The organism is Planktothricoides raciborskii GIHE-MW2, assembly GCF_040564635.1.
Classification (GTDB): domain Bacteria; phylum Cyanobacteriota; class Cyanobacteriia; order Cyanobacteriales; family Laspinemataceae; genus Planktothricoides; species Planktothricoides raciborskii.
This window is the reverse complement of sequence record NZ_CP159837.1, coordinates 4,254,240-4,281,184: the sequence shown is the minus strand read 5'-3', so window position 1 is coordinate 4,281,184 and position 26,945 is coordinate 4,254,240. Positions and strand designations below refer to the sequence as shown.

23 protein-coding genes and 3 tRNA genes are annotated in these 26,945 nt (G+C 45.3%); 12 read left to right on the top strand and 14 right to left on the bottom strand.

Going from position 1 to position 26,945, the window contains the following annotated elements; genetic code table 11:
• Positions 1-81 precede the first annotated feature (81 nt).
• From aroC to ABWT76_RS18280, 4 genes are all read left to right on the top strand, one after another.
• Positions 82-1,179 carry a chorismate synthase gene (gene aroC / locus ABWT76_RS18295; protein ID WP_190877898.1) on the top strand — a complete coding sequence of 366 codons (1,098 nt, stop codon included), beginning with the start codon at positions 82-84 and terminating at the stop codon, positions 1,177-1,179.
• A 293-nt stretch (positions 1,180-1,472) separates the two neighbouring features.
• A complete protein-coding gene (locus ABWT76_RS18290; protein ID WP_054469704.1) occupies positions 1,473-2,324 on the top strand; it encodes an MBL fold metallo-hydrolase in 852 nt (283 codons plus the stop codon).
• A 532-nt stretch (positions 2,325-2,856) separates the two neighbouring features.
• The gene (cofG, locus tag ABWT76_RS18285) at positions 2,857-3,846 is read left to right on the top strand and encodes a 7,8-didemethyl-8-hydroxy-5-deazariboflavin synthase subunit CofG (protein WP_190877896.1); all 990 of its coding nucleotides are present in this window, start codon (positions 2,857-2,859) and stop codon (positions 3,844-3,846) included.
• Positions 3,847-3,876: 30 nt separating this feature from the next.
• Complete coding sequence (locus ABWT76_RS18280; RefSeq protein WP_354634737.1) at positions 3,877-4,227, top strand: DUF433 domain-containing protein; 351 nt, start codon at positions 3,877-3,879, stop codon at positions 4,225-4,227.
• A gap of 90 nt (positions 4,228-4,317) precedes the next feature.
• On the opposite strand, the gene cpdA is transcribed toward ABWT76_RS18280, so the two are convergent.
• Positions 4,318-5,112 (bottom strand): 3',5'-cyclic-AMP phosphodiesterase, encoded by a 795-nt coding sequence (gene cpdA / locus ABWT76_RS18275; RefSeq protein WP_354634736.1) that lies wholly within the window; start codon positions 5,110-5,112, stop codon positions 4,318-4,320.
• A gap of 139 nt (positions 5,113-5,251) precedes the next feature.
• Between cpdA and ABWT76_RS18270 the strand changes: the two genes are divergently transcribed.
• Positions 5,252-5,322, top strand: a tRNA-Cys gene (locus ABWT76_RS18270).
• 261 nt (positions 5,323-5,583) lie between these two features.
• Here the strand turns inward: ABWT76_RS18270 and ABWT76_RS18265 are convergent.
• The 3 genes from ABWT76_RS18265 to murA all read right to left on the bottom strand — a co-directional run bounded on the left by ABWT76_RS18265 (position 5,584) and on the right by murA (position 8,015).
• A tRNA-Leu gene (locus tag ABWT76_RS18265) sits at positions 5,584-5,665 on the bottom strand.
• On the bottom strand, positions 5,644-6,525 hold the full coding sequence (locus ABWT76_RS18260; protein ID WP_354634735.1) for a M48 family metallopeptidase: 882 nt from the start codon (positions 6,523-6,525) through the stop codon (positions 5,644-5,646). The genes ABWT76_RS18265 and ABWT76_RS18260 overlap by 22 nt, the downstream gene beginning before the upstream one ends.
• A gap of 110 nt (positions 6,526-6,635) precedes the next feature.
• Complete coding sequence (murA, locus tag ABWT76_RS18255) at positions 6,636-8,015, bottom strand: UDP-N-acetylglucosamine 1-carboxyvinyltransferase (protein WP_354636423.1); 1,380 nt, start codon at positions 8,013-8,015, stop codon at positions 6,636-6,638.
• 265 nt (positions 8,016-8,280) lie between these two features.
• Between murA and ABWT76_RS18250 the strand changes: the two genes are divergently transcribed.
• A tRNA-Leu gene (locus tag ABWT76_RS18250) sits at positions 8,281-8,364 on the top strand.
• A 321-nt stretch (positions 8,365-8,685) separates the two neighbouring features.
• Positions 8,686-9,525: an RNA methyltransferase gene (locus ABWT76_RS18245; RefSeq protein WP_231636944.1), complete on the top strand. Its 840-nt coding sequence runs from the start codon at positions 8,686-8,688 to the stop codon at positions 9,523-9,525.
• 205 nt (positions 9,526-9,730) lie between these two features.
• Here ABWT76_RS18245 and ABWT76_RS18240 read toward each other — a convergent pair whose 3' ends face one another.
• The 3 genes from ABWT76_RS18240 to ABWT76_RS18230 all read right to left on the bottom strand — a co-directional run bounded on the left by ABWT76_RS18240 (position 9,731) and on the right by ABWT76_RS18230 (position 12,443).
• Complete coding sequence (locus ABWT76_RS18240; protein WP_054469708.1) at positions 9,731-9,982, bottom strand: hypothetical protein; 252 nt, start codon at positions 9,980-9,982, stop codon at positions 9,731-9,733.
• Positions 9,983-10,037: 55 nt separating this feature from the next.
• Positions 10,038-11,021, bottom strand: coding sequence for a protein-methionine-sulfoxide reductase catalytic subunit MsrP (msrP, locus tag ABWT76_RS18235; RefSeq protein WP_354634734.1), 984 nt, complete (start codon positions 11,019-11,021; stop codon positions 10,038-10,040).
• Positions 11,022-11,198: 177 nt separating this feature from the next.
• On the bottom strand, positions 11,199-12,443 hold the full coding sequence (locus tag ABWT76_RS18230) for a calcium-binding protein (RefSeq protein ID WP_354634733.1): 1,245 nt from the start codon (positions 12,441-12,443) through the stop codon (positions 11,199-11,201).
• Positions 12,444-12,953: 510 nt separating this feature from the next.
• Between ABWT76_RS18230 and ABWT76_RS18225 the strand changes: the two genes are divergently transcribed.
• Positions 12,954-14,831, top strand: a complete 1,878-nt coding sequence (locus ABWT76_RS18225; protein WP_190877892.1) for an ABC transporter ATP-binding protein — start codon at positions 12,954-12,956, stop codon at positions 14,829-14,831.
• A gap of 441 nt (positions 14,832-15,272) precedes the next feature.
• On the top strand, positions 15,273-15,527 hold the full coding sequence (locus ABWT76_RS18220; protein ID WP_054469819.1) for a hypothetical protein: 255 nt from the start codon (positions 15,273-15,275) through the stop codon (positions 15,525-15,527).
• Positions 15,528-15,586: 59 nt separating this feature from the next.
• On the opposite strand, the gene ABWT76_RS18215 is transcribed toward ABWT76_RS18220, so the two are convergent.
• The 3 genes from ABWT76_RS18215 to tyrS form a co-directional block, all read right to left on the bottom strand.
• On the bottom strand, positions 15,587-16,540 hold the full coding sequence (locus ABWT76_RS18215; protein ID WP_054469820.1) for a hypothetical protein: 954 nt from the start codon (positions 16,538-16,540) through the stop codon (positions 15,587-15,589).
• Positions 16,541-16,542: 2 nt separating this feature from the next.
• The gene (gene pyrF, locus ABWT76_RS18210) at positions 16,543-17,283 is read right to left on the bottom strand and encodes an orotidine-5'-phosphate decarboxylase (protein WP_354634732.1); all 741 of its coding nucleotides are present in this window, start codon (positions 17,281-17,283) and stop codon (positions 16,543-16,545) included.
• A gap of 63 nt (positions 17,284-17,346) precedes the next feature.
• On the bottom strand, positions 17,347-18,564 hold the full coding sequence (gene tyrS / locus ABWT76_RS18205; RefSeq protein WP_054469822.1) for a tyrosine--tRNA ligase: 1,218 nt from the start codon (positions 18,562-18,564) through the stop codon (positions 17,347-17,349).
• 402 nt (positions 18,565-18,966) lie between these two features.
• Between tyrS and ABWT76_RS18200 the strand changes: the two genes are divergently transcribed.
• Positions 18,967-20,892 carry a transglycosylase domain-containing protein gene (locus ABWT76_RS18200; protein WP_054469823.1) on the top strand — a complete coding sequence of 642 codons (1,926 nt, stop codon included), beginning with the start codon at positions 18,967-18,969 and terminating at the stop codon, positions 20,890-20,892.
• A gap of 134 nt (positions 20,893-21,026) precedes the next feature.
• Here the strand turns inward: ABWT76_RS18200 and ABWT76_RS18195 are convergent, their stop codons facing one another.
• From ABWT76_RS18195 to ABWT76_RS18180, 4 genes are all read right to left on the bottom strand, one after another.
• Positions 21,027-21,350: a DUF1825 family protein gene (locus ABWT76_RS18195; RefSeq protein WP_054469824.1), complete on the bottom strand. Its 324-nt coding sequence runs from the start codon at positions 21,348-21,350 to the stop codon at positions 21,027-21,029.
• A 145-nt stretch (positions 21,351-21,495) separates the two neighbouring features.
• Positions 21,496-22,068, bottom strand: coding sequence for a signal peptidase I (gene lepB / locus ABWT76_RS18190; RefSeq protein WP_190877889.1), 573 nt, complete (start codon positions 22,066-22,068; stop codon positions 21,496-21,498).
• A gap of 264 nt (positions 22,069-22,332) precedes the next feature.
• Positions 22,333-23,637 (bottom strand): homoserine dehydrogenase, encoded by a 1,305-nt coding sequence (locus ABWT76_RS18185; RefSeq protein ID WP_054469827.1) that lies wholly within the window; start codon positions 23,635-23,637, stop codon positions 22,333-22,335.
• Positions 23,638-23,734: 97 nt separating this feature from the next.
• Complete coding sequence (locus ABWT76_RS18180) at positions 23,735-24,508, bottom strand: Uma2 family endonuclease (protein WP_054469828.1); 774 nt, start codon at positions 24,506-24,508, stop codon at positions 23,735-23,737.
• Between the two features lie 267 nt (positions 24,509-24,775).
• Between ABWT76_RS18180 and ABWT76_RS18175 the strand changes: the two genes are divergently transcribed.
• Positions 24,776-25,498 (top strand): phosphoribosyltransferase, encoded by a 723-nt coding sequence (locus ABWT76_RS18175; RefSeq protein WP_054469829.1) that lies wholly within the window; start codon positions 24,776-24,778, stop codon positions 25,496-25,498.
• Between the two features lie 436 nt (positions 25,499-25,934).
• A complete protein-coding gene (locus ABWT76_RS18170) occupies positions 25,935-26,915 on the top strand; it encodes an ABC transporter permease (protein WP_054469831.1) in 981 nt (326 codons plus the stop codon).
• The last annotated feature ends 30 nt before the right edge of the window (positions 26,916-26,945 follow it).

Genomic DNA, 26,945 nt, shown 5'->3' with positions numbered 1-26,945 from the left:
AACCTATGGGCAGCCGATTGGATCAAATTCGGCTAAAATACTAGACCCAGAGGCTTTTTTTCACAGGCTTTTTCATAAATCATGGGCAACACATTCGGACATCTTTTCAGAATTACCACGTTTGGCGAATCTCATGGCGGTGGCGTCGGCGTTGTGATTGATGGGTGTCCTCCACAACTCGAAATTTCCGCCGCCGAAATCCAGTTTGAGCTAGATCGGCGCCGTCCCGGACAAAGTAAAATCACCACCCCGCGCAAAGAAACGGATACTTGTGAAATTCTTTCGGGGGTTTTTCAGGGTAAAACCCTGGGGACACCGATCGCCATTTTGGTGCGGAACCAGGACACTCGACCCCAAGACTACAACGACATGGCGACTAAATATCGCCCCTCTCATGCGGATGCCACTTACGATGCTAAATATGGCATTAGAAACTGGCAAGGAGGGGGGCGATCTTCGGCGCGAGAAACCATTGGTCGAGTCGCTGCCGGGGCGATCGCCAAAAAAATTCTCGCCCAAGTCGCCGGGGTAGAAATCATTGGTTATGTCAAACGCATCAAAGACCTAGAAGGGGAGATCGACCCAGCCACCGTCACCCTGGAACAAGTAGAAAGCAACATCGTGCGTTGCCCTGACACTGCGATCGCAGCACAAATGATCGCCCTCATCGAACAAATTGGCCGCGAAGGGGACTCCTTGGGCGGCGTCGTGGAATGTGTCGCCCGAAAAGTCCCCAAAGGCTTAGGTTCTCCGGTCTTTGACAAACTCGAAGCCGACCTAGCCAAAGGAGTTATGTCCCTACCGGCCTCAAAAGGCTTTGAAATTGGTTCAGGGTTTGCGGGTACCCTCCTTACCGGCAAAGAACATAACGATGAATTCTATATAGATAAAACTGGCAATATTCGCACCGCCACCAACCAATCCGGGGGAATTCAAGGTGGCATTGCCAACGGTGAGGACATTATTATCCGAGTAGCCTTTAAACCAACTGCTACAATTCGGAAAGAGCAGCGTACTGTCACCAGCACCGGAGAAGAAACCGTGCTGGCTGCCAAAGGCCGCCACGATCCTTGCGTCCTACCCAGGGCAGTGCCAATGGTAGAAGCAATGGTTGCACTTGTCTTGTGCGATCATCTTTTGCGTCATCAGGGTCAATGTGGTGCATTAAAGATAAATTAGTGGTTAGTTGTTAGTTGTTTGTTATTTGTTGTTTGTTATTTGTTGCTTGCTATTTGTTATTTGTTATTTGTTATTTGGGGTAAAGTTGGGTTCAAACAACAAACAACCAAAGAATCTCTACCCAACCAACAACAAACAACAAACAACAAACAACAAACAACGAATAACGAATAATATAGATAGAAAAACGGTAAGACCCGCCCCGTTTTTCTCTCATCCCTTCCTCAATATATTTTCCTCAAAGGAAAACCAGGGAAGCGTATGCTCACCTAGCGGGAATCGTCAAATAAACCATGAGCCATTCTTCTGACTTTTTCGTTCAATTCTGGGGGGTACGTGGCAGCGTTCCCACTCCAGGAAAAGACACCGTTCGCTATGGTGGCAATACTTCCTGTTTGGAAATGTACATCGGTGGCAAACACCTAATTTTTGATGGGGGAACCGGCTTACAAGTTCTCGGTCAAAGCTTGCTCGAAGCACAGCCCCTAGAAGCCTATATGTTTTTTACCCATTATCACTGGGATCATATTCAAGGCTTTCCCTTTTTTAAACCAGTATTTATCTCTGGCAATCGCTTTCACATTTATGGATCGGTTCCCCCCAATGGCGAATCCATGAAACAGCATTTTCTCGAACGGGTACTTCATCCCAATTCCCCGGTTCCCCTCTCGGGAATGAAAGCTGATATCACTTTCCATGAATTAATCTGTGGGGAACCGTTCAGTATTGATGATATTTACTTTGAAACCGGGCCATTGAATCACCCAAATACCGCAATGGGCTATCGGATTACTTGGCAAGGGCATTCCGTATTTTATTGTACCGATACCGAACACTTTCCCGATCGCATGGACGAAAATGTACTACATCTGGCGCGAAATGCTGATGTTTTCATTTATGATGCAATGTACACCGACGAAGAGTACAATAACCCTAAATCCCCTAAACATGGATGGGGACATTCTACCTGGCAAGAAGCGGTGAAAATTGCCAAAGCAGCCGGAGTGAAAAAATTAGTCATTTTTCACCACGAACCCACCCACGGCGATCAAGTGCTTGATGGTATTGGGGCACAAGTTAAAGAAGCATTTCCTAACTCAGTGATGGCACGAGAAGGCTTGATTTTAGATATCATTCATGGTTAATCATACAGCTAATTATCGCTTTTTTTTAATCAACTATCAGCGAACAGCAGATAGCGAACAGTGGATAGCGGATCAGCTATCAGGAAAAAGACCAGTGAATAATGAATAATGACTAATAACCTGCAGCCCAAAAATAATCCTGCAAAGCTTGATATTTTATTGATAAGATATTTCTAAGAACAACCTGATATGCCTGGAATATCGTGACAGTTACTAGGTTGTTTTTTCACCTGTTCAATCAGCTATTCAATATATTATGGGACACAGCATTACTGTGTCCTTCATGCCTAATTATTATCCGGGGCGTAATTTTGGAGGTAGCCTGAATCACATCAGATTGATTACTCAAAAATCAAATAAACTCACATAATTATAAATTCTAAAAAATAATTCTAAGAATGATTAGAAATCAAAACATATATAGAGAAAAATCAGACAAAAAAACCGCTTAGAAATAAGCTCATAAATACTCCCATAATAAAAATTATATCGTTTAATATATTTTTATACAAAATATAAAATAAATCAATAAATGCTAATCCCTAGTTTAACATCTAAGCTTATTACCTATAGTCCAGCCTATACCCTGGTGCCAACTTACGAATGTTTTAATCGTTGTAGTTACTGTAATTTTCGGGAAGAACCGGGTAAAAGTCCTTGGATAAGTTTATCTGAAGCTGAAGCATTGCTGAAGTCTTTAGCAAATAAAGATACCATAGAAATTTTGATCCTCAGTGGGGAAGTTCATCCCCAAAGTTCTCGCCGCAAAGCCTGGTTTGAAATAATTTATGACTTGGGAGAATTAGCTTTAAATCTGGGATTTTTACCCCACACTAATGCTGGTATTTTGACTTTTGCGGAAATGGCAAAACTGAAGGAGGTGAATGTGTCAATGGGATTAATGTTGGAACAAATCAATCCTAATTTATTGACAAATGTACATAAATATGCACCTAGTAAGTTGCCATCTTTACGACTGGAACAGTTAGAATGGGCGGGACAATTAGAGATTCCTTTTACGACGGGATTATTATTAGGAATTGGCGAATGTGATGCCGATCGGCAAGAAACTTTAGAGGCGATCGCGCATATCCAGGAAAAATGGGGACATATCCAAGAAGTTATCCTGCAACCTTATAGTTTAGGCAGCCAACAAATCTCAGATGCACCGGGTTTTAATCTGGAAGAATTGCCGGAAGTAGTAGCGATCGCCCGTCAAATTCTCCCGAATAATATAACTATTCAAATTCCCCCCAACCTTGTCACCCAACCCCAAATATTACTTGCTTGTTTAGACGCAGGGGCTAGAGACTTAGGAGGAATCGGGCCGTGGGACGAAGTAAACCCTGATTATCCCCATCCCCACCATCAACAACTGGCGGAAATTTTAGCCCCAGGGGGTTGGGAATTAGTCCCCCGTTTGCCCCTATATCCGCAATATTACAGTCGTTTGTCAGAAGCGCTACAAAATTCCGTCCAGAGAGGACGGTTAAATGGTAAAATTTATTCGGAAATAGCATGAAAAATATTCATTAAATAGTTAGTTAAGATTATGACCCTAGTAACAACCACTGAGTATAAACATATTCTCCTTGATGAGCATCAAGTGCCATTTATTAACGGAACATCGATGAAAGTTGTAGAATTAGTGACTTCTGTTCAGGCTTATGGATCGAGTCCAGAAGAACTACATTTTCAGTATCCTCATTTGAATATGAGTCAGATTCATTCAGCTTTAGCTTATTATTGGGAACACAAAGCAGAAATTGATGAGGATATGAAACGTCGCTTTGAGTATAGCGAGAAACTACGCTTAGAAGCCGGAGAATCTCCTTTATCAAAAAGACTGCGTAAATTTTTTATTGGTAAGGGCGAAGCATTCCGGCAGATAAATTTGTGGTGAAAAACCGGAAGTTTTTACCGGAATGCTTTGCCCCTACAGAGGCGATCGATTATTCTGAAAAAGGCTGTAATTAACATCTCCGATAATTTATCAGTCTTTTCCCAGGTGAGGGGGATAAGCAAAAGCCACGCGCTCAACTTTGGTTTCCCAACCGCCATCAGGATAAATCGTTAATAACCGATATCCGGGAAATGCTTCGGGATCGATCGCAAAATCCACACTCTTGGGCAGAAACTGCACGCAAGTAGAGGGGGTGGTGAAATAGCGGATTTGTTCTCGCTTCGTGTCCCATGATTGGTGAACGTGACCGCAGAGCATAATTTTAATTTGCGGATAGCGATCGAGAATGGCAAATAAAGCATCGGCATTTTTCAAGCGCAGGCGATCGATCCATTCTGACCCGATCTCCAACGGGGGATGATGCATCACGATCGCTACATGGCGATCTCCTGCCAACTTTAGCTGCTTCTCCAACCAACTCAAACTCGTTGCCGAAACTTCCCCATCCACGCGACCCGGAATATTAGAACACAACAGAATAAAATGCCAATTACCCACCTGCACCGACTTATTCAGATAAATCGGTGGTTGAGACAAAATCCGCTCCATTGCCAACAAATCATCATGGTTGCCCGGTATCCAATAAGTCGGAATCCCCAAAGGACGTAAAACATTACCCAAATACTCATAAGACTGCGGGGTCTCATCCTGAGACAAATCTCCAGTCAGCAACAAGATATCAGGCTGATGCTCTAACTGTTGCAAATGTGTAATCACTGCTTGGAAAGACCGAGCCGTTGCCAGACCCATCATCTTCTTCCCAGGGTCGGCAAACAAATGTAAATCTGTCAATTGAGCAATTCGCAGGGGGGCAGGATAAACCATTGATGCGTTTCCAAAACCGGCAACTATATTTATATATCAGCTTATGCGCTCTCCAGAAAACTTTTTTACCCAAATCCTTGCCTTTTTCTGGATCGCTCTGCTACAATAATAAGCCGGAACCAAAACAAATTGGAACCAAGGCGGCATGGCCAAGTGGTAAGGCAGAGGACTGCAAATCCTTTACCCCCAGTTCGAATCTGGGTGCCGCCTTATATGTAAAACCTTATATCTATATATCTAGCCATCTAGCCATTTCAATTAAGCTTGATACAGCTAGGCGCCCCCAAAATATCGTGGCAAGCATTGCCAACGCCAACGCGGGGGATTTTCCGCCGCACCCCTACAGATGCCAAGCCACCAGATATTGTGTAAGGGGCTTTAGAAAGCTCTGAAAGCTCCGCTTTTGAAATAAACATAAAATTAAACTCTTATAAGCCTTAGCCTATAAGAGTTTAATTATTATAAGAGATATGGGCGAGGCGAGACTCGAACTCGCAAGGCCGAAACCGCCACATTTTGAGTGTGGTGCGTCTACCAATTTCGCCACTCGCCCTTGGGATTGGGCTTGACTTTTTTATTATACACGATTTCTTGCCTTTGCAACACTGATTCATAATCTTTGCTGCTGGCCCATCGCTGGATTTCTCTAGCACGTAGGACTGGCAAGGGATGCGTCAACTGGGAGGACTGTGCTTCTTTAAAGATTCGTCCCATCTCAGTCTCGCTTATTATATCATAAGTTTTCGCTTGTGCAAGAAATGCATCTAAATTTAATTGCGGAGCCAGAGTGGGAGAGCCTCCGGCCAGTTTCATCAGTACAGAACTGACGACTCTGGGGTCTTGGGTGGCTAATAAAGCCGCGCGATCGCAGCTAAACTCCGCACAGCGCAACCATTGGAGAATTTGACTCTGTAAACCTTGGGCAATTAACCCGCCTAAATTCGGCAACTGCCCTGCGGCCAATAAAATCAAATTGGCTAAAGTGAGATACACCCCATGTTCGCATTTCAAGTGTCCCAGTTCGTGAGCCATCACTGCTTGAATCTCTGCCGGTGTCAACATAGAAATCAGTGATGTATGTAGCACGATAAAAGGCTGCTTGCCTCGCATCGCAAATGTATAAGCATTTGGGACGGGATTTTGGCGGACATACAATTGTGGGGGTTCCAGATCCAGTATCTGGCAGGCTTCTAACAGCGCCTGATGCAGTTCGGGTAACTGCTGCTCGTTCACCAGAACACTAGAGGCAATATTTTCTAAGTAAAAAAATTGCTCTCCCAGGGATCCAAGCAGTTGCCGCACTATTAAATCTAGTCCGGGCAACTGTTTGAGTGAATTTGTTGCTTCAAAATCGAGCGGATGACGAAAGGCGTCGGCTCGTAAACCAATCAGTTGTACCTTAGAGACAGCCATGCCAGTTATGGACTCAGAACTTGGGACTTAGGAAATTCAGCTATTTTACCGCAGATAGATCGAGGGTCGATCGATTGCCAATCATCCGCACCATCAAGGGTTTTTTGGGCTTATTGAGCCGCGACTTGTAAAGGTGGGATTGTGGCTGTAGCAATTGCGGTTGTATCATTTACTGACAATCGGCGCAATCTCGCACCAAGTTTTTGCAGTTTCAGATCCAACCTTTCATAGCCGCGATCGAGATGTTGTAAATCTTGGACAATGGTAGTTCCTTCGGCGGCGAGTCCGGCTAAAATCAGTCCCGCAGAGGCTCGTAAGTCGGTGGCTAATACGGGGGCTCCCGATAACAGGGGGACTCCACGCACGATCGCGGTGTTACCTTTGACCCGAATATTAGCACCCAAGCGATTTAACTCCGCCACATGGCGCATCCGATTTTCAAACACGGTTTCTGAGATGGTGCTGTCGCCATTACTCAGGGTCAACAAGGCCATAAATTGTGCCTGCATATCCGTAGGAAATCCGGGATAAGGCATGGTGGTAATATCGCTGGCTTTAATTTCGTAAGCGGGAATAATCCGCAGGTGATTTGGGGATTCGATGACAATCTTGCAGCCAATTTCGCCCAATTTGGCGATCGCCGCTGTCAGATGATCGGGAACGATCGGCGATAACGATATCTCGGAACGAGTAATCGCCCCAGCGATCAAAAATGTTGCCGCTTCAATGCGATCGGGAATAATCTCGTAATCAGTGGAATGTAATCGAGCAACACCTTCGATGACAATTTTCTTGGTGCCCGCGCCCCAAATCCGAGCGCCCATTGATTTGCAGAAATTAGCCAAATCCACAACTTCCGGTTCTTGGGCTGCATTTTCGATCATGGTTTCCCCGTCAGCCAAAGTTGCCGCCATCATCAAAGTTTCGGTAGCACCCACACTGGGATAATCTAAATAGATTTTGGCTCCTTTTAAGCGTCGATTGGGGCCGGGAACCGCTGCTTTGACTACGCCATGCTCAATCTGTACATGGGCACCCATTGCTTGCAGACCTCGCACATGGAGATCCACTGGTCTAGCGCCAATGGCACAGCCTCCGGGCAGGGGTACAGAAGCCTCTCCCAACCGGGCTAACATCGGCCCAATAATAAAGAAACTGGCCCGTAGCTGACTGACTAATTCATAAGGTGCTTCGGTGCAGTGGAAATCCCGCGCATTGAATTCCAATGCATCAGGGTTATGGCTGACTTGGACGCCCAAGGATGAGAGCACTTGCCCCATACGCTGAACGTCTGAGAGATTTGGGATGTTGCGTAGGCGGCAATCCCCTGAACAGAGGATGGTTCCAGCCATTACAACTAACGCAGCGTTTTTCGCCCCGCTAATGTTGACATGACCTTTGAGGGGGTATTGTCCTTGAATTTCTAGGGCAGTGGCAAAAGACGCTTCCGGTGAAGCTTTTTTGTTTAGCGAAGCAAGAGAGAGAGTAATAGGGGTATCCTCCGATATGGATAATATTACAGTTTTTTAAGTTGGTTTAGATTCTAGCGGAAAGATGGTAATTGTCCAGATATATTTGATTTATTTTGCGGTCAATTGACAATTCTGGATATTCTACTTGGGCTATTTTTCCGCGATCTCATCTGACTGGTGTCGTTGCCCCCTGGCAAGTCACCTAAAAAATTTTTCTTTGAGGTACTTGACATTAGCAAATATTTATGAAAGGATAGATTGTCTGAAATCACAAGGTCAACAAGCGGAACTGGCGGAATTGGTAGACGCGCTAGATTCAGGTTCTAGTGTCTGCAAAGACTTCCGGGTTCAAGTCCCGGGTTCCGCATATTTATTAACAGATACCAACTAGCTTCCTCTGGGTAAAAAAACAAGCCTTGAGGAATATTTTTTTTCGGTGCGATCGCCCATTGACCGAAATCGCCTTGAATCTTGTTTTCACCGAGAGTTGTTGTCATAAGTTCTTGTCATAAAATGATGATGGCAATGATGTAGCAATTAATCTAGAAAATCCTCAACGCTTATTACTATATTTCACAAATATTATTCAGGCAATCCGTAAAAAATTTAATTAATTTATAAAATCGTCTCTGACTATTCTCCTCTAGGATGATTATGGTACAATAGGAAAAGCACTTTTTTTAAGTCTGTGAGACCTGTAGCAGCCTTGGCACAACCACCATCCGCTTCAATAGTAATTGAAATCAGCAGTCGGCAAAATCCTTTAGTCAAGCAAATTCGTAAGCTACATGACGCCAAAGGAAGACACCGAGAAAATCAATGTTTGTTAGAAGGCACCCATTTACTGGAAGTAGCCTGTGAAGTAAATTATCCCTTGCTTAATGTTTGTGCAACTCCCCAATGGATTGCCCAAAATTTATCCCTTTGGCAAAGAATTTCCACCCAGGCAAAAAAGTGCCAAGTGCTGAGTCAATTGGTACTAGAAGCGATCGCCACTACGGTGAATCCTGATGGGATCGTAGCTACCGCGCCCCGTCCTACCCTCGATCCCCAACAGATGCCCAAAACGGGGATCGCTTTAGCTTTAGAAACAATTCAAGATCCGGGCAACTTGGGGACAATTATTAGAACCGCAGCGGCGGCTAATGCAGCGGGTTTATGGTTAAGTGCCGATAGCGTAGATTTAGATCATCCGAAAGTTTTGCGTTCTTCCGCTGGGCAATGGTTTCGTTTGCCAATAGCGGTGAGTGCGGATTTAGTAACTCAGGTGAAACATTGCCAAAATCAAGGATGGCAAATTGTGGCCACGGATGCTCATGCTTCATTCACCTATTGGGAACTTGACTATTGTCAACCGACTCTAATTTTGTTAGGAAATGAAGGCAATGGTTTATCCCCGGAATTGTCAGCGCTTGCTGACAAAACAGTGACGATTCCCCTGAGTGGGGGAGTGGAGTCCTTGAATGTGGCGATCGCTGCTGCCCTAATTCTCTACGAAGCGCAGCGGCAAAAAGTCAGTAAATCTTGACATTTTGGGGTAATTTGTGGGTTATTGCTCAGGTTTTCTATTAATCATTAGTTATTAGTTATTTATTTATTTAGTTATTATTTAGTTATTAGTTGATTGCTGGTTAGTTGTTATTTACCTGCTATTAGTTATTCGTTATTTAAAGAAACCCATCAATAACAAACAACAACCAACCACCAACAACCAACAAATAACAAATAACAAATCAAATGCGATCGCTATCCAAATGTTTTGCCGCCATAAATTGATCAATATCCGCTGCCGCATCTTCTAAAGCACTCAACAGGAATTCCTGTTTAGGTTTTTTCGGGGGTGAGGCCACTTTAGCCGCTGGTGTGGCGGGGGTTTTGGGGGATAGAGGGAGATCGCTGGACTCTAAAGTTGCTTCTAATTTTTCCAAGGCATCGATCAATTCATCTTCGGAAGATGTATGGCGTTTTTCTGGATCGTGATTCATGGTAAGTCAGTAATTTCAAAATTATTTGTGGGTGATGCCAAATAACCAATAACTTTTAGGTTTGGTACAGCCCAGCGACATATTCACCGTAACCGTTATAAGGCTGAGTGGGGACAGTTTCCCAACTTAATGCAGGACCTGGCCCGACTAACCGTTCTTTCGCTTGAGACCAACGGGGATGAGGCTTATTGGGGTTGACATTCGCTTCAAAATCGTACTCATTCGGCACCAAGGTATGCCAGAAAGTCGCCGGTTGCTGGTCTAAAAATTCAATTTTGACAATCGATTTCGCCCCTTTGAAACCATATTTCCAAGGCACCACCATGCGGATGGGGGCGCCATGTTGTTTGGGTAAGGTGCGATCGTAAATTCCCGTGGCAAAGAAAGCGAGGTCATTAGCCATTTCCTCAATCCGCAAGCTTTCTTGATAGGGCCAAGGCAAGGAACCAAAGGCAAAACCTGGTCCTGGGGTGACTTCCGGATCGTAGTAAGAGGAGAAGCGGACAAATTTTGCGGCGCTGGTGGGATTGACATCTTCAATGATTTTCTTCATGGGAAATCCAATCCAAGGGACGACCATTGCCCAAGCTTCTACGCAACGAAAGCGATAAACCCGTTTTTCAATGGGAAATTTTTTCCGCAGGTCATCGAGGTCGTAGGTTTTGGGCTGGTTGACTAAGCCGGTGACTTCGACTTTCCAATCGTCTGTGGGTAAGGCTTGGGCTGCCCGCCAAATGGATTTGGTGCCGCCAAATTCATAGAAGTTATTGTAGCGAGAACTGAGGGATCGATCGGTGATCGACCGTCCGGCTGTGGCAAAATCAGGGTTGACGGGAACTTGACCGAGGGAAATGGTTCCCGCTGTGGGGTCGTTGCCCCCTTCGGACTGCTGTTGACAGCCCATGATCGGTAAAATGCTGACGCCAATTCCAGCAGCGATCGCCTGTTTGAGAAACTTGCGCCGATTGCTAAAAACGGATTCTGGGGTAATTTGACTTTCGGGAATGTCCCAAATTTTGGGAACGCGAATTAAAACCATAATATTTAAATTTTTAAATTGAGATCGTCGCCACCAGATCGGGGCAAACAGATCGGGGCTTACTTGAAGAATCTAGTATTTTGCCTAGTATTTTGCCTAATATCTAAGTTTATCTCGATCGGGACTGACCCACTCTAGAAACCGGGTTTTTTCAAAAAACCCGGTTTCTGGCTTTGCCTACCCGACGATATTGAAAATTTGCTCTTCTGAACTAATCAGGTCAATATAATCTTTAACGACGGTCGGATTTGTTCCCATGACGACCCCCAAAACCTGTCCAGAACAAAGGATGGCGGTGTCCACCTGTCCGTCAGCATTCACATCCACGGATCCCAGTCCTAGGTCTTCAATGCGTTCGCAGCCCACTATTTTAATGCGATCGCCTTCTGCGGCATTAAAATCAGCAATGCGATCGGCGCGACCGGCATCCTCACTGGCATTCTGCATTTGTAGGACAAAGAAATCAGCCCCAGAACCGCCAATTAAAATATCAAAATCGCGATCGCCGATCAGGATATCATCCCCGGCGCCGCCATCAATTAAATCATCCCCTTGACCACCGCGACAAAAGTCATTTCCGGCACCACCTCGGACTTCATCATTGCCGATATTGCCATTTAAAATATCATCATCATCACCACCATCGACGCGATCGTTATCCCTGCCTCCTCGGAGAAAATCTGACCCCGCCAAACCCACTAAATAATCCATGCCTTGATTCCCATTGACAATATCACCGAGAAGGCTACCTTTAACATAATCATCCCCATCGAGAAAACGCCAGCCCCCGGAGTTGCGGGCATCCAACCGCGTACTTAAATCAACGATATCTCCAGCGAAACCCGCATCATCAAATAAAGCGGCAGCAGCGCCGGATGCAGCCAGATTAATCAGATCGAAATAAAGCTTATTTCGGTTAAATTGCAAATTCAACAGACCCAAACCTACATTAGCAAAATCCCGACCCAAAACGTCCAGATTAATATCTTTGCCATTGATTAAATTAACGGTTTCTCTGCCTACGGTACTAACTAAATTAATCAATTCATTTTGGGGCAGAAAAAACCCCACAATATCACTAACAGAGTCGGCCACATTCCCCGCCACACTCACGACTGAAAGCGGGTTGATGCTCCCCACTACATTAGTCACGAAACCGGCTACATTATTCCAATCAACGGAGGTGATTAAATTCGCCGCCCCATCAACGATATTATTCCAGTTAATTGAACCGATTAAATTTCCAACCCCTCCAACGACTCTACCAATTAAATCTCTAAAACCGAGTTGAATCATCGGATCGTTCTGAATATTTGATGGCAAGCTAGAAAGCGATCCGGTAAATTGATTCATTTCTATGGGACTTTCTATTATCCCTAATGGCAACGAGTTAAACATTAAATCCACTTGAGTTGAGTTCATAAATTTTTCTTTGGGTTGTCCTAATTATGAATGAGGTTTGGGAGTGTTTCTTGGAGATTAACCGCGATTTTTCGGCCAAAAATTGCTTTCAAAGATTCTGATACAATTGCAATTGTTCCCTGGGGTTAATGCTAATTTTACCTATTGAGTAAAAAAATAACAAGTTAGGAATCAACAACACTTGGGCGCAATCGTAACGGATCGATCCCCGGAACTATCTGAGGAAATTTGCGGACAGTAACTTGGTTACAATAAGTCTGTTACTTTTTTGTTACTTTATTTGTTACGGAACTGATGAGAAAGCGATTCCCTCGCCCTAAAGCAAGCTGAACGCCCTGATAATCCCCGGATATCTAGTTGAACATAGATATTTTAGTAGATTCTTCACTGCCTACGGATTGTCTCCGGAAACAAGTCTGTAGGATCTAGTCTGTAGATTTACAGAGATATTCACAGAGGTCAAACTCGATAAACTGTTAAAGTCAACTTAAAATTTGCAAGAGCTTTTCCATGAATGACAGAGTTCTAGATGTTCGTAACCTAATGGTTCAATTTCAAACCGAGGAAAAACTCGTGAAGGCTGTTGACGGCATATCATTTCAGGTGAAACGAGGTCAAACCCTTGGCATTGTTGGTGAGTCGGGTTCGGGGAAATCAGTCACATCTCTAGCGGTGATGGGGTTAGTCCCCAGTCCGGGAAAAATCAGCGGGGGAGAAATTTGGTTTCAGGGGAACACCGAGGACAAACCCATCGATTTAATGAATCTGACTCCAACCGAAAAGCAGCAATATCGGGGTGGGAATGTGGGGATGATTTTCCAAGAACCGATGAGTTCTCTCAACCCCGTTTATAACATCGGTTTCCAGATGACGGAAGCGATTATGCTGCATCAACAAGTCACCTTAAGACAAGCCCGCAGACAAGCCTTAGCTAGTTTACAAGAGGTGAAACTAATTCCCAGTGATGAGGAATTGCGGGCAACGGTGAAAGGGAATAAAACGGAACGAGAAATTCTCCAGGAAATTAACCAGCAAAAACTGGCAATTCTCAAACGGTATCCCCACCAACTTTCTGGGGGACAAATTCAGCGGGTGATGATTGCGATGGCAATTTCATGTAATCCGAATTTGTTGATTGCCGATGAACCAACCACAGCCCTGGATGTGACGGTACAGGCAAGAATTTTGGATTTGCTGCGGGAGTTGCGCGATCGCCGTGGAATGTCCATGATGTTCATTACCCACGACTTAGGGGTGATTGCGGAAATTGCTGATAGCGTGGCAGTGATGTACCAAGGCAAAATTGTCGAGTCTGGGTCGGTGTGGGACATTTTTTCCCAGCCGCAACATCCTTATACCAAAGGGTTATTAGCTTGTCGCCCTCAACCTACAATTCGCTTGAAATATTTGCCCACGGTGGCAGACTATATGAATGTGGTCAGCAGTGATACGGGTGAGGTGAAAATTGAGGAAAGTATTCAAGATAATTCTCAGATTTCTGTCACTGAAGCAACATTAGCCGAAAGACTCAAACAGTTGCAAGCAAAACCGCCAATTCTCCAGGTGAAAAACTTGCAAGTAGCGTTTCCCATCCGAGGAATTTTTGGCCAAACTAAACGGTATATGATGGCAGTGAATGGGGTATCTTTTGAAGTTTATCCCGGAGAAACTTTGGGATTAGTGGGCGAATCTGGCTGTGGAAAAACGACGTTAGCCAGAACCTTGTTAAGATTAATTCAACCCACAGGAGGACAGGTATTTTTTGAAGACCGAGAGATTACCCATTTGCCGGAACAAACTCTGCGACCAATTCGCCGGGAAATGCAAATTGTGTTTCAAAATCCTTTTAGTTCTTTGAATCCCCGGATGAATGTGGGCAATTTGGTGATGGAACCTTTGAAGATTCATCAACCGGGCAAAAGTAACGCACAACATCGCGAACGGGCAGCTTATTTGTTGGAACGAGTGGGGTTAAGTGGGGATGTGATGAATCGTTATCCCCATGAGTTTTCTGGAGGTCAAAGACAGCGGATTTGTATTGCCCGGTCTTTGGCTTTGAATCCGAAGTTTATTATTTGTGATGAGTCGGTTTCCGCTTTGGATGTTTCGGTGCAAGCCCAAGTTTTAAATTTACTCAAGGAATTACAAGAAGAATTCCATTTAACTTATATTTTTATTTCCCATGATTTGAGTGTGGTTAAGTTTATGAGCGATCGCATTATGGTGATGAATCAAGGGAAAATCGAAGAAATGGGGCCTGCGGAAACCATTTATCGACAACCGCAACAAGATTATACCCAAAAGCTAATTGCTTCGATTCCCAGTGGCACACTGGAACGGATTAAACAATTACAGAGCCAGCGCGTACTCTTACGCAACAATTCTTAGGGTTTTTTTCTCTGAATGGGAATTTTAACGATGGACTCATACCAAATCCGCTTTTTATCGGGTAGGGGATTGAAACCGACCCCTACGATTATCCCCTAAAACGCGCTCTGGATTAGCGGATTTGGTATTATCTGTATATTTACAGATTTATTCTTTAAGCAGATAGTTATGTATGAATAGTTGATGAGTAGTTTTTGATGTCTTCGATAAGTTTTATTACTTACTCACAGTCACAAAGGAGCTATTTCCTTGCGATCGCAAATGCGGATCCCATCTGAATCATACAGACAGCATTTGAACATTTCACGCACCCAGATTAGCCAGAATCAGACATATAGCTCAACGTTTAGTTAAAAAATGTATCAATTTTTACCATATGCTGATTGATTATGTTACATTCGACACATAACAAATCTCCAGTTGATAAATATTGATGACACTATGATGACTAACGACCTCGAAAACCAAGAAGCTTTACAATACGCGCAAGGAACTCCGGTAAAACTAAAAAATAAACCAGATAGACTCTATATTGTGGCTGAATACGATCCGATGATGGTGCCACCGATTTGGTTGGTCAACGATCCGAAGCCCCATTATCCCCATGAGTTAGAGTTAATTATTGATTTATTCTGTCCAGTACAAAATATGTCTAAGGCAGTGACGAGATCGCCTGGTCAACTGCAACCGATTTAAAGAAGATAAAAAATAAGAATTACTGCTGTATTTAGCTGTAATTTGCAAGAAATATTTGATTAAGAATTATGGCGATCGCTACAGCTTTTTAACCATAAATCTCGTAACCACAAACGAATCGCCTCAGCCATGAAACTATCAGAACTTTCTTCTGGTGGGGTAGGGGCGAAAGGCCGTTCGCCCCTACTGGGTCGATTTGAACCCATCCGAGAAAATATCAAGGCAAGACGCCAACCCTCAGTGGTTTTAGTTAAAAATAACCAATGATATCGCGGGATTTCTACAACTTGATTCCCGCGATATTGTCGTTCTAAAGTAGTAATAAAAACTTGTTGTGGATCATCGTTTGGCGTCCGGGGTCGATCGGAGGAAGATGAATCGGGTTCTGATTCAGAATTCGATTCAGAATTCAAAGAAGGCAAAGTAGGGGCGAACGGCTGTTCGCCCGCGATTCGCTCTTCGCCCCTACTGGGGGGGGAATTTTCCTGCCTGGTACTGGGACGACCAGTGGTAGACCGACCCGCACCGAGGGGTAAAGGCTCAAACTCAGGGTTCCCGGCAGTGATGACATAAATGTTGAGTAGGGGCGAAGAGCGATTCGCCCCTACTTGATCCGAAATCGACGAACGGCGCAGGACTCGATTGGCATATCCGGGCAAGTCGGGTAGCATTTGGGCAATCAAGGCTTGCAGGTTTTCTGGGCAAGTAGAACGGTTGAGAGCGTTCGCGTAGCGTTGCGGATGCAATATCGCGCCTGGTTGCGGATGCGCGATCGCTTCACCAGGAATCGATGCATTCGCCCTTAAAGAGAATAAACCGTTAAACAGATCCCCGGCTTGTGGAAAAAGCCGGGGATCTTTCGTTCCTGGTGGTAATAACATCTCAAACAACAGCAGGCAAACAACCAGTAAGCCAACTGATAAGGGGGCGGGTAGGGGCGAACAGCCGTTCGCCCCTACTTTTAAAGAGGCGTGAAGCGGAGCTATCCCGCAGGGAATCGCTTTTTTCTCCATTTCTAAGTGCCAAGTTCCTCACAAATGCGGGCAAAGGCCGCCACCGGATCCTCCGCAGCCGTAATCGGTCGGCCAATCACCAAATAATCCGCACCGGATTTAATGGCATCTGCGGGAGTCATTGTCCGTTTTTGATCTCCCGTAACTGAGATGGTGTGCGGTCTGACCCCAGGGCAAACCAACAGAAAATCCTGACCGCACAGTTGTTTGATTTGTTTCGCTTCATGGGGAGAACAGACTGCACCGGCTAACCCGCATTCTTTAGCCATCAGCGCCATTTCCAGAGTAAATTGTGGTAACTCCACCGGCACTTTTAGATCAAAAGCTAAATCCCGCGAGCTTAGGCTGGTCAGTAGAGTAATGGCGATGAGTTTTGGTGGCTGAACCCCCCCTGCCCCCCCTTCAAAAGGGGGGGAATTTAGGGGGGGTTCTGATAAAGCAGCTTGAGCATCTTGGAGGGCTCGGCGACCAGCGGTGGCATGAATGGTGAGTAAGTCTACGCCATACTGGGCGGCGGAACGGCAAGCCCCCGCCACCGTATTTGGGATATCGTGAAACTTTAAATCGAGAAAAATGCGTTTTTGTCGTTGTTTCAGTTCCGCCAGAATCTCCGGGCCACTGCTGACAAAGAGTTCTAGCCCAACTTTCCAAAAACTGACATCGGGCAAGGTTTCCACCAGGGCGATCGCCGCAGCGAAGGTGGGTACATCTAAAGGAACAATAATGCGATCGGCAGTGAGCATTTTGGGTTAGTGGTGATTAGTTTTTGTTTCCGCCTTCGCGGGAATGACAATATAATTTGACAATTATTTGACCAGTCGAATAAATTTTTTCTTGCCAACTTGCAAGACTTTACCGTCTAGTTCCGTGGGAGACTCGTAGGACATATTCACATCATCAATGCGATCGCCATCCAAACGCACCGCCCCCCCTTGCACCTGTCTTCGGGCATCCGAAGAAGTCTTACATAACCCCGTCGCACTAATCAAATAGTAAAGAGGCGCAGGAAAATTCACCCCGCTTAAAGAAAACTCTGGCACCGCATCCGCTTGCTTCGCATCCCCTTGCACCAAAGTTTGCGCCGACTTTTGGGCTTCTTGGGCAGCTTCGGGGCTATGGTACTGAGACACCACATCAATGGCCAGCAACTTTTGACACTCTCGCGGATTTTCGGGCAACCGATCCAAAGGCAAATTAGTCAACAATTCAAAATACTGCCGCACCAAAGCATCAGGGGTCTTTTCCAGTTTGGAATACATAGTCAAGGGGTCTTCCGACATTCCCACATAATTATTCAAAGACTTGGACATCTTCTGAGTCCCATCAGTCCCGATTAAAATCGGCATCAGCATCCCAAACTGAGGGGTTTGACCAAAATAGCGTTGTAAATCTCGACCCACAGCAATATTAAACTTTTGGTCAGTTCCCCCCAACTCCACATCGGACTGTACCGCCACAGAATCATAACCTTGCATCAACGGATAGAGAAACTCATGCAAATAAATCGGCGTCCCTTGCTCGTAGCGCAGGGCAAAACCTTCTTTGGCTAACATCTGACCCACAGTCATCGTGGATAATAACTCTTGGATTTTTGCCAAGTCTAGCTTAGACAACCATTCCGAGTTGTAGCGAATTTCTATCCGTCCGGGAGTATCAAAATCTAAAATAGAACGAACTTGATCTAAATAGGTCTGAGCATTTTGTTTCACCTCGGCAGCAGTCAACTGACGGCGGACTTCTGATTTACCAGTCGGATCGCCAATTTGCGCGGTAAAATCGCCAATAATCAAAACTGCTGTATGACCCGCATCCTGAAACGCTCGTAACTTACGCACGGGAATACTATGACCGAGATGTAGATCTGCCCCAGTAGGGTCAATCCCCAACTTAACCCGCAAAGGACGCTCCGATTTAGCCAAGCGTGCCAGTAAATTCTCATTTTTGTCATCAGAATCAGGGCGATGGGGAAAAATTTCCTCGGTGCCACGATATAACCAAGATAGTTGGGATGGATCGGAAGACATGGTTGCTATGTGCCAAGTGTGATAAATAACGATGGGTGAGGTCGCATCCTGCACCGCCAAACTACTATAATGCAAAAAAATGCAAAAATTAGTGATAAAACTTAATATAAAACCAAGCACTATTTTTATGTTATCTGCTCAACCCGGTAAAATCTATCGATGACACTCGATCAGATCAAATGCCATCAGTCAGGCTCTCCGGATCTGATGGTCAAACTATAGTTAATCAAGTTTACAGCCGTGGATTAGACCCTTTAATCGAACCTCAAGGCTATTTCTTGATCGACGGGGGTAATCGCCTTTTAATTAGCTTACTGTCCACAACCCCCAAATTTATCCACCAAGCAACTCTGGTTCAACAGAGGTAAAGAAAGATTATTTTAGTGAGGAAGTGAAATCGCCGTGTCAACAAACACAATTCCACAAAATCCACCGAGAGACTCAGCACCCGTCTTTAACTTCTTACAAGACATCAGCAAGGTGACTGCGGGCACCCTGTTGGGTGTAACCATGTTGGCATCTTCTGTGGTGGCTGGGGGACTGGTCGGTTTGGCGATCAGCTTCCGAAACCTGCCGGATGTAAGAGTTTTACGCAGCTACGTTCCGGCAGAAACCACTCATATATATGACATCAAAGGCAGATTACTCACCAGTCTCCACGACGAGGCGAACCGGGAAGTGGTGCCACTGAACAAAATCTCTCCTAACCTGAAACGGGCTGTGATGGCGATCGAAGATAGCCACTTCTACCAGCACCACGGCATCAACCCTGGTGGGGTGATGCGAGCCTTAGCTGCCAACTTAGAAGCCAATGACACGGTGGAAGGGGGTTCGACCCTAACTATGCAGTTGGTGAAAAATTTGTTCTTGTCTCCGAAACGGGCTTTAAGTCGGAAAGCGGCTGAAGCGGTTCTCTCGATTCGTTTAGAGCAAATTTTCACCAAAGACCAGATTATGGAACTTTATCTCAATCAGGTCTATTGGGGTCACAACTTGTATGGAGTGGAAACCGCCGCGAGAAGCTATTTTAATAAGTCGGCTGCGGACTTAAACTTAGCGGAAGCGGCAATGATGGCGGGAATTATCCAAGCCCCTGAAGAGTATAGCCCATTTACCAACTATAAGCTGGCCAAACAAAGACAGGCTACGGTTCTCGATCGCATGGTGACACTGAAATGGATTACTGCTGAAGAGGCGGAATCGGCTCGTCAGCAACCCTTGCTGCTGGGACGTATTACCTCCTTTGGGGGCAGTAAACTGCCTTATGTCACCGAAGCGGTAGTTCAAGAGTTAAATCAGCGATTTGGTCGTGAGGCTGTCCTCAAAGGTGGAATGCGAGTGCAAACCACCATTGATATGAACTTCCAACGGATGGCAGAAAGAACGATTCGCGGTTGGCACGAACAGTTTTACAACCAAGGAGTATTTTACGACCGAGATAATGGTCAAATTGCTTTGGTGGCAGTCGATCCTCGGACTCACTTTGTGAAAGCAATGGTGGGGGGCGCTGATTTTGAAAAAAGTCAGTACAATCGAGCGATTCAAGCCCAACGTCAGCCCGGATCAGCTTTTAAGCCTTTTGTGTATTACACCGCTTTTGCTAGTGGTAAATATGCGCCAAGTTCTGTTGTGTATGACAGTCCAGTCAGTTACCGAGATGGGGATGGTTATTACAGCCCACAGAACTATGGCGGTTCTTTCTCAGGGGCGGTGTCAATTCGCAAAGCTTTGGAAGTCTCGCTGAATATCCCGGCAGTGAAAATCGGACAAGAGGTGGGACTCAATAAAGTGGTTGAAGTCTGTCGTGTTATCGGGTTTAAGAGTCCGATTACCCCAGTGATTTCTTTGCCACTGGGTGCGGTGGATGTGACGCCGCTGGAAATGGCGGGCGCTTATGCCACGTTTGCTTCTAATGGCTGGTATTCAGAACCCACGTCTATTGTTCAGGTCACGGATAGCAACGGTAAAATTTTACTGGACAATACTCCTAAACGGCGACTGGTTTTGGATCCTTGGTCAGCGGCTTCGATTAATGATGTGCTGCAAGGGGTGATTAGTCAAGGGACGGCCACCCAAGCCCAGATTGGGCGTCCAGCGGCGGGAAAGACGGGGACGACTTCCTCTGAACGGGATGTTTGGTTTGTGGGCTATGTGCCCCAGTTGACTGTCGCTGTTTGGGTGGGCAATGATGACTATACTCCTATGCCTCGGGGAACCACAGGTGGTGGATTTGTGGCACCGATTTGGCGTGATTTTATGCAGCAAGCGCTTCAGGGAGTCCCGGCAGAAAGTTTCACAAATCCTTGGGTTTTTGAACCACCGAAATAAACTTGGTTATTGGTTATTGGTTATTGGTTGTTGGTTAGTGGTTAGTGGTTAGTGGTTAGTGGTTATTGGTTATTGGTTATTGGTTATTGGTTATTCGTCAGCCAACCAAGAATAACTAATAACCACTAACCAATTTATTTTTGCCGTTCAACTTCGGCTTTCATCCTTTCTAAGGTTAAATGCATTTGATCAAACATTTGTTGCGGGGTCATTCCCGCTTGACTGAGTTGAGTTTTAAGCTGTTCCATTGTGACTTGAGCCATAAAATCTTCTGAGAGTTCAAAGCGTTTCATAAAAATCCGATAACGCTCCATCATGGCTTCCATTTGGTCAATGAACAGTTTCTTCCCTTCTCTGTCAAATTTGCCGTAGTTACTGCCTAATCTAGTTAGGGTTTGGTAATCTTCAAACAACTGTTTGGCTTCTTGCTGCACGATTTCAGATTCAAAAAAACTCATCGTTAACACCCATTTTCTGTTAAATTAATTTCCTTGACGAAGTGGATATGCCACTTCGCTGATTCATATTTTACCTAGTTTGAGGGGGGGTTGACTCAATTTTTACCAGGGATCTGGGGTTGAATGCGGTAATTTGGAAATCTATTTACAGAAAACCGATCCGATTAGGTGGCCAAAAACGAAAAGTAGCCCGACCAATAATATTCTCAATTGGCAAAAAGCCCCAAATATGGGAGTCGTTACTATGATTGCGGTTATCTCCCATGACGAATAATTGCTCTGAGGGTACTGAGTGCGGTCCCCATTGGTAGTTGGGCGGTTCGGCGATGTATTCTTCCGTTAATGGTTGGTTATCTACATAAACTTGACTGTTGTCTACGGTAATGACTTGACCGCTGGTGCCAATGATTCGTTTGATGAATGCTTGGTTTTTTCCATATCCCTGATATTGCAATGTTTCGGGTGGGTCAAAGACAATGATGTCCCCTAGGGTTGGGGGTCGAAATCGATAGGATATTTTTTCGACGACTAGGCGATCGCCCAGTTGTAGGGTCGGAGCCATGGAATCCGAGGGAATATATCTCGGTTCGGCGACGAAAAGACGAATTAAGAAAGCTAATCCTAAAGCGATCGCTAAAATTACGATATTTTCTCGCAATCTTGGCCACCATTTATCTGCTGCTTGATTTGTGGCTAATTCTTGTTTTTCTGATGTCATCAATTCCTCCTTGAGACTAATTTGATTCAGCTATTTAGATTAAATTTAGCGGGAGTGTGGGGTGTGGGGGTGCAGGGGAGTGGGGAGTGTGGAGTGTGGGAAGCCGCCATCGGAGTGTGGGAGGGAAATTTCCTCTCTTCCCTCTCTTCCCCCTCTTCCCCCTCTTCCCTCTCTTCCCCCTTTGCTCCTCTGCTCCTCTGCTCCCCCGCTCCTCTGCCGACGGCGGGTCCCTCATCCGAGGGCAAGCCCGTGCCCTACTGCGCTTTACAAGACTCGTAAGACACTGGGAATGCTCATTACCGCATCGAGTTGGCGAATTTCGGCTAAAGCATTGAGGAAATTACCTTCTGAGACATCGTGGGTGACGACGACAATTTCGGCTTGGTTGTCGCGCATCCCAATTTGGACAATAGACTCTAGGCTGACTCCATGATTGCCAAAGCTTGTCCCCAGATGCCCAATGACTCCAGGGGTGTCATTGGTGAGAAAACGAGTGTAGAAGCGTGTAACCAATTCCTCCATTGGCGCGATCGCACAGTAGTGCTGATGGGTACAACTGAGCAATGGGTGGGGAATTGGTTCGGTTTCTGTTTTCAAGATGGCGGCAATGGTCAAAATATCAGAAACCACAGCGCTGGCGGTAGGGCCTGAACCTGCGCCGGGGCCGTAAAACATTACCTGACCCAGGGGTTCTCCTTCTACCAAAATCGCGTTATACACCCCATTGATACTGGCGAGGGGGTGGGTTTTGGGGACGAGGGTCGGATGGACTCGGATCGATAGGCGATCGACGGCATGATTCTCTGTGCTGGATTGCCGTTTGGCGATCGCGAGTAATTTGATCGTAAAGCCCAGCTTTTCGGCATAAGCAATATCTGCGGCACTGATTTGCCGAATGCCTTCACAATGGACATCCTCCAGTTTAATCCGACCGGCAAAGGCGAGGGATGCCAAAATCGCAATTTTATCCGCTGCATCCAATCCATCCACGTCAGCGGTGGGGTCAGCTTCGGCATAACCTAAGCGTTGTGCGTCGGCGAGGACATCGGCAAAATCTGCGCCCTCTGTTTGCATTCGGGTGAGAATGTAGTTGGTGGTGCCATTGATAATCCCCATGACCGATTGAATGCGGTTCACCCCTAGGGATTCTTTTAAGGGCTGGATGACGGGGATGCCGCCACCGACCGCTGCTTCGAGCATGACATAGACCCCTTTGGCGTTGGCAGCGTCGAAAATTTCATTGCCATAGCGGGAAATTACTGCTTTGTTGGCAGTGACGATATGTTTACCGTGACTAATGGCAGTGAGAATGAGCGATCGCGCGGGTTCTAGACCGCCAAGCAACTCGACTACAATATCAATGTCTGGGTCAGTGACGATTGATTCTAAGTCCGTGGTGAGTTGGTCAGCGGAAAATGTCACCTGACGGGGTTTATCCAGGTTGCGGACTCCCACGCGATGAATTTCTAGCTCTTGTAATAAGGGATGGCGTCCCAAAGAGTCCAGAATGATTTGCGCTGTTCCGGTGCCAACGGTTCCCAATCCTAATAAACCGAGCTTATAAGCCACAATTCTAATCCGTATCGACTAAATGCGTGCTTTGAATATTGTCTCACTTGTTCGGGAGCAATGGAGTAGCAAAAAATTTCCGGCGGGCGATCGCTTTCTAGAGCGCATCGGGATCCATGCCCAGTTCTCGCAACCGTTGTGCAAGGCGATCGGCCCGAAGGCGTTCGGTTTCGGCCCGAAGGCGTTCGGTTTCAGCCCGAAGGCGTTCGGTTTGAAGCTGTTGCTCTAGGTCTTGTCGCTGTTGCTGTTCTTCCAGAATGATTGATTCTACGGTAGGTGGGGCAAAAATCTGCTCCACGGGCAGAATTAATTCTGGAAACTGGGGAGAGATTAGGTCTTGTCCGGCTAAAAATTCGCTGTGTTCATAGCCATCCTCATTTTCTGGATGGTGACAGACTCGAATCCGTTGCTTTTTGGGGTCAACGATCCAATATTCGGCAATTTCTCGTAATGCATATTCAGCCCGTTTCAGCAGATAGTCTTCCCGCCAATTTTCGCTGGTTATTTCGACGACTAATAAGGGTTGTTCTTCAAAGTCTAAGGCTCCAGCACCCTTGCGGTTGCAGACTTGTTCCCAAAGTTGTTGGGTGCAGACCACTAAATCTGGGACTCTGGAGGTGTCTTTTTCGGTTCTAACACCCACAAATTCAGTGGCAATTAATTCTAAATTATGGGTGGCAAAATATCGGCGCAACTGAGCGATTAAGAAATTGCAAATTCGAGTGTGTAAACCCGTTGGTGTTGGCATTTTTTTTAGATGTCCCCGAAATAATTCATAAATAATCCCCGGTTCGGATTGATAAGCTAGATATTCTTCATAAGTGAATAGGTCTAATATCTCTCTTTGTGTTTTGGTGACAGCTTGAACCATAGTTTTGTTTTCCTTGCTTTGTTTAATTATAACATAAGTTGTTTTTTGGCAAAATAAAACATATTTATTAAATTAATTTGGTGGTTTTTTAATAAATAATTGTAAGTTTCAGGATGAATGGTGGGGTTTTGCCCACCCTACAGATATGGTGGTTTTAGGGTAAATGTAAATAAACGTAATAACCAGAGGGGAATTGGTGCCAATTCTGGAAAAATCAGCCAAAATATAAGAAAAGCTTTATTGTTTTTCTGGCAGTAGGAGGATGCGATGTCGTCGATACCAATTTTCCGCGATTCTTTTCGGGATAGCTTCGCTTCACGGGCCGAGGCGGGAAAGCAACTGGCGGCTGCCATTGTTGCAGAATTGACCCAACTGAGAAGCGAGTGTAGGGGCGATCCCGCGATCGCCCAAGCTAAACCAATTGTCTATGCTTTGCCGAGAGGGGGGTTGCCCGTGGCTGTGCCGATCGCTGAACAACTCCAGTGTCCGTTAGATATTGTGGTGGCGAAAAAAATTACTACGGTGTTTAATCCAGAGTTGGCAATTGGGGCGTTGACTCCTGATGGTGAGATTGTTTGGGGTCATCAGGAGATGGGTTCATCGATTTATAATGGCCGAATTCGGGAGAAAGATGTCCATCACGCCCAAGCTAAAGCTGAAGCCCAGTTAGCCCAGTTGAGCAAATTTCGCCCGCACGTTAGCCCGGAGGGAAAAATTGCTATTTTGGTTGATGATGGGATTGCTACTGGGATGACTATGGCAGTGGCCGCTAAAGCGATGCAAGCGCAAAAACCAGCCCAGGTTTGGATTGCTGTACCCGTAGCCCCCTTACAATTAATGTCCTCATTAGAGGAGTGGTGCGATCGCGCGATCGTCCTAGCAACTCCCGATCCTTTTATCAGTGTCAGTCGATTTTATGTTGACTTTCCTCAAGTAGACTTAAGCGAAGCTCAAGCCTATTTGGAAAAATATAATCAGCGGCAATTTTAGACATTAAGGATAGACATTAATGAATGTATTCTGGCAATCGTTGAGTAAATATTAGGCCGATGAATTTAATCCGATGTTTTGAATTTGATCCGCCTCGATTTATTGAGTGGGTGATGATTTTTCTGGCGATTATAATGGCTATTTTTTGGTTACTGAACCTGAACCAGTAGCCATACTTGGTGCTTTGTGCCAGTTTTGTTTTAGGAAATGCCACATCAATTTGGGTGAGAACGGCGATTTCTCCGCCCATTCCTGGCCGTTTAACTCAAGCCACGGCGGTGCTATGTTTGTCTATAATTTTTTTCTGGATTAGTTTGATTTTTTTATCGTCTATGTTCTGAATTATTACCGCAGATAATTTATTTTTTTCGGTTCGATGAGTCTGTTTTGGTCATAATCTTATGGGGATAATTAAATTGTTAAATTTTTACAATTGATGACAGTGGAAGGAACTCAAATTATTGCTATTTTGGCCACCGCGATCGCCACTTCAACCCCGCTGGTTTTTGGTTGTCTTGGGGAAACGATTACTGAACGGGCTGGGGTGATTAACCTGTCAGCAGAAGGCACGATTTTAATGGGGGCGATGACAGGATTTGCGATCGCCAAAACCACCAATAGTTTATTATTAGGTTTTTTGGGCGCCGGTTGTGTCGGGGCTGCGATCGCTTTCATTGTTGCTTTTGGGGCGTTAACGCTAAAACAATCCCAAATTGCCATTGGCTTTGTTTTAGCGTTATTATGTAGTGATTTATCCTCGTTTTTGGGCAACGAATTTGTCCGAGTTCCTGGGCCAACGGTTCCCAGTTTTAAACTGCCTGTATTACAACATATTCCCTTTTTAGGGGAGATATTTTTTCAGGGAGATTTACTGGTTTATGTCAGCTATTTTTTAATTTTTTTCACCTGGATATATTTTTATCGCACCCGTCCCGGACTGATGCTCAGATCCCTGGGTGAACAACCAGCGGCAGCGTTTGCTAGGGGGACGAATGTGATTTTAATGCGCTATATTTATACCTTGTTAGGTGGGGCATTAATGGGCATAGCTGGGGCGGCTTTTTCTTTGGATTTTAAAGCCGGTTGGAGTCACCGACATACCGCAGGATATGGCTGGATTGTCTTAGCAATTGTGATTTTTGGGGGCTGGAATCCTTTGCGAGTAGCTTTGGGCTGTTATTTATTTGGAATTTTGCAATCTTTGGCCAGTGTTGCCCAAAGTTCAATTCCCGAAATTCCCACGCAAATTTTTAATGTTGCCCCTTTTGTTTTAATGATTTTGTTGTTAGTTATTACTCAGAGTAATTGGTTAGAAAAGTTACTGGAAAAATTGCCCCATCCCATCGCCAGAGCGATTTTACCAGTAATTCGGAGTCAACCCCCGGCTGCTTTGGGTAAAGTTTTTGAACAAGATTAATGTCGGGTGGGCTTATCAAGTCATATGTCA

Coding starts and splice junctions, on each gene's coding strand:
- pyrF (WP_354634732.1), bottom strand. CDS start 17,283: ATGCTCACTGCCGATCGCATTATTGTTCCTTTAGATGTACCCACCTTC.
- ABWT76_RS18290 (WP_054469704.1), top strand. CDS start 1,473: ATGAGCCATTCTTCTGACTTTTTCGTTCAATTCTGGGGGGTACGTGGC.
- ABWT76_RS18280 (WP_354634737.1), top strand. CDS start 3,877: ATGACCCTAGTAACAACCACTGAGTATAAACATATTCTCCTTGATGAG.
- ABWT76_RS18180 (WP_054469828.1), bottom strand. CDS start 24,508: ATGGTTCAAGCTGTCACCAAAACACAAAGAGAGATATTAGACCTATTC.
- tyrS (WP_054469822.1), bottom strand. CDS start 18,564: ATGTCTTCCGATCCATCCCAACTATCTTGGTTATATCGTGGCACCGAG.
- aroC (WP_190877898.1), top strand. CDS start 82: ATGGGCAACACATTCGGACATCTTTTCAGAATTACCACGTTTGGCGAA.
- ABWT76_RS18175 (WP_054469829.1), top strand. CDS start 24,776: ATGTCGTCGATACCAATTTTCCGCGATTCTTTTCGGGATAGCTTCGCT.
- ABWT76_RS18240 (WP_054469708.1), bottom strand. CDS start 9,982: ATGAATCACGATCCAGAAAAACGCCATACATCTTCCGAAGATGAATTG.
- msrP (WP_354634734.1), bottom strand. CDS start 11,021: ATGGTTTTAATTCGCGTTCCCAAAATTTGGGACATTCCCGAAAGTCAA.
- ABWT76_RS18225 (WP_190877892.1), top strand. CDS start 12,954: ATGAATGACAGAGTTCTAGATGTTCGTAACCTAATGGTTCAATTTCAA.
- ABWT76_RS18220 (WP_054469819.1), top strand. CDS start 15,273: ATGATGACTAACGACCTCGAAAACCAAGAAGCTTTACAATACGCGCAA.
- ABWT76_RS18215 (WP_054469820.1), bottom strand. CDS start 16,540: ATGGAGAAAAAAGCGATTCCCTGCGGGATAGCTCCGCTTCACGCCTCT.
- ABWT76_RS18195 (WP_054469824.1), bottom strand. CDS start 21,350: ATGAGTTTTTTTGAATCTGAAATCGTGCAGCAAGAAGCCAAACAGTTG.
- ABWT76_RS18170 (WP_054469831.1), top strand. CDS start 25,935: ATGACAGTGGAAGGAACTCAAATTATTGCTATTTTGGCCACCGCGATC.
- ABWT76_RS18260 (WP_354634735.1), bottom strand. CDS start 6,525: ATGGCTGTCTCTAAGGTACAACTGATTGGTTTACGAGCCGACGCCTTT.
- lepB (WP_190877889.1), bottom strand. CDS start 22,068: ATGACATCAGAAAAACAAGAATTAGCCACAAATCAAGCAGCAGATAAA.
- ABWT76_RS18230 (WP_354634733.1), bottom strand. CDS start 12,443: ATGAACTCAACTCAAGTGGATTTAATGTTTAACTCGTTGCCATTAGGG.
- cpdA (WP_354634736.1), bottom strand. CDS start 5,112: ATGGTTTATCCTGCCCCCCTGCGAATTGCTCAATTGACAGATTTACAT.
- cofG (WP_190877896.1), top strand. CDS start 2,857: ATGCTAATCCCTAGTTTAACATCTAAGCTTATTACCTATAGTCCAGCC.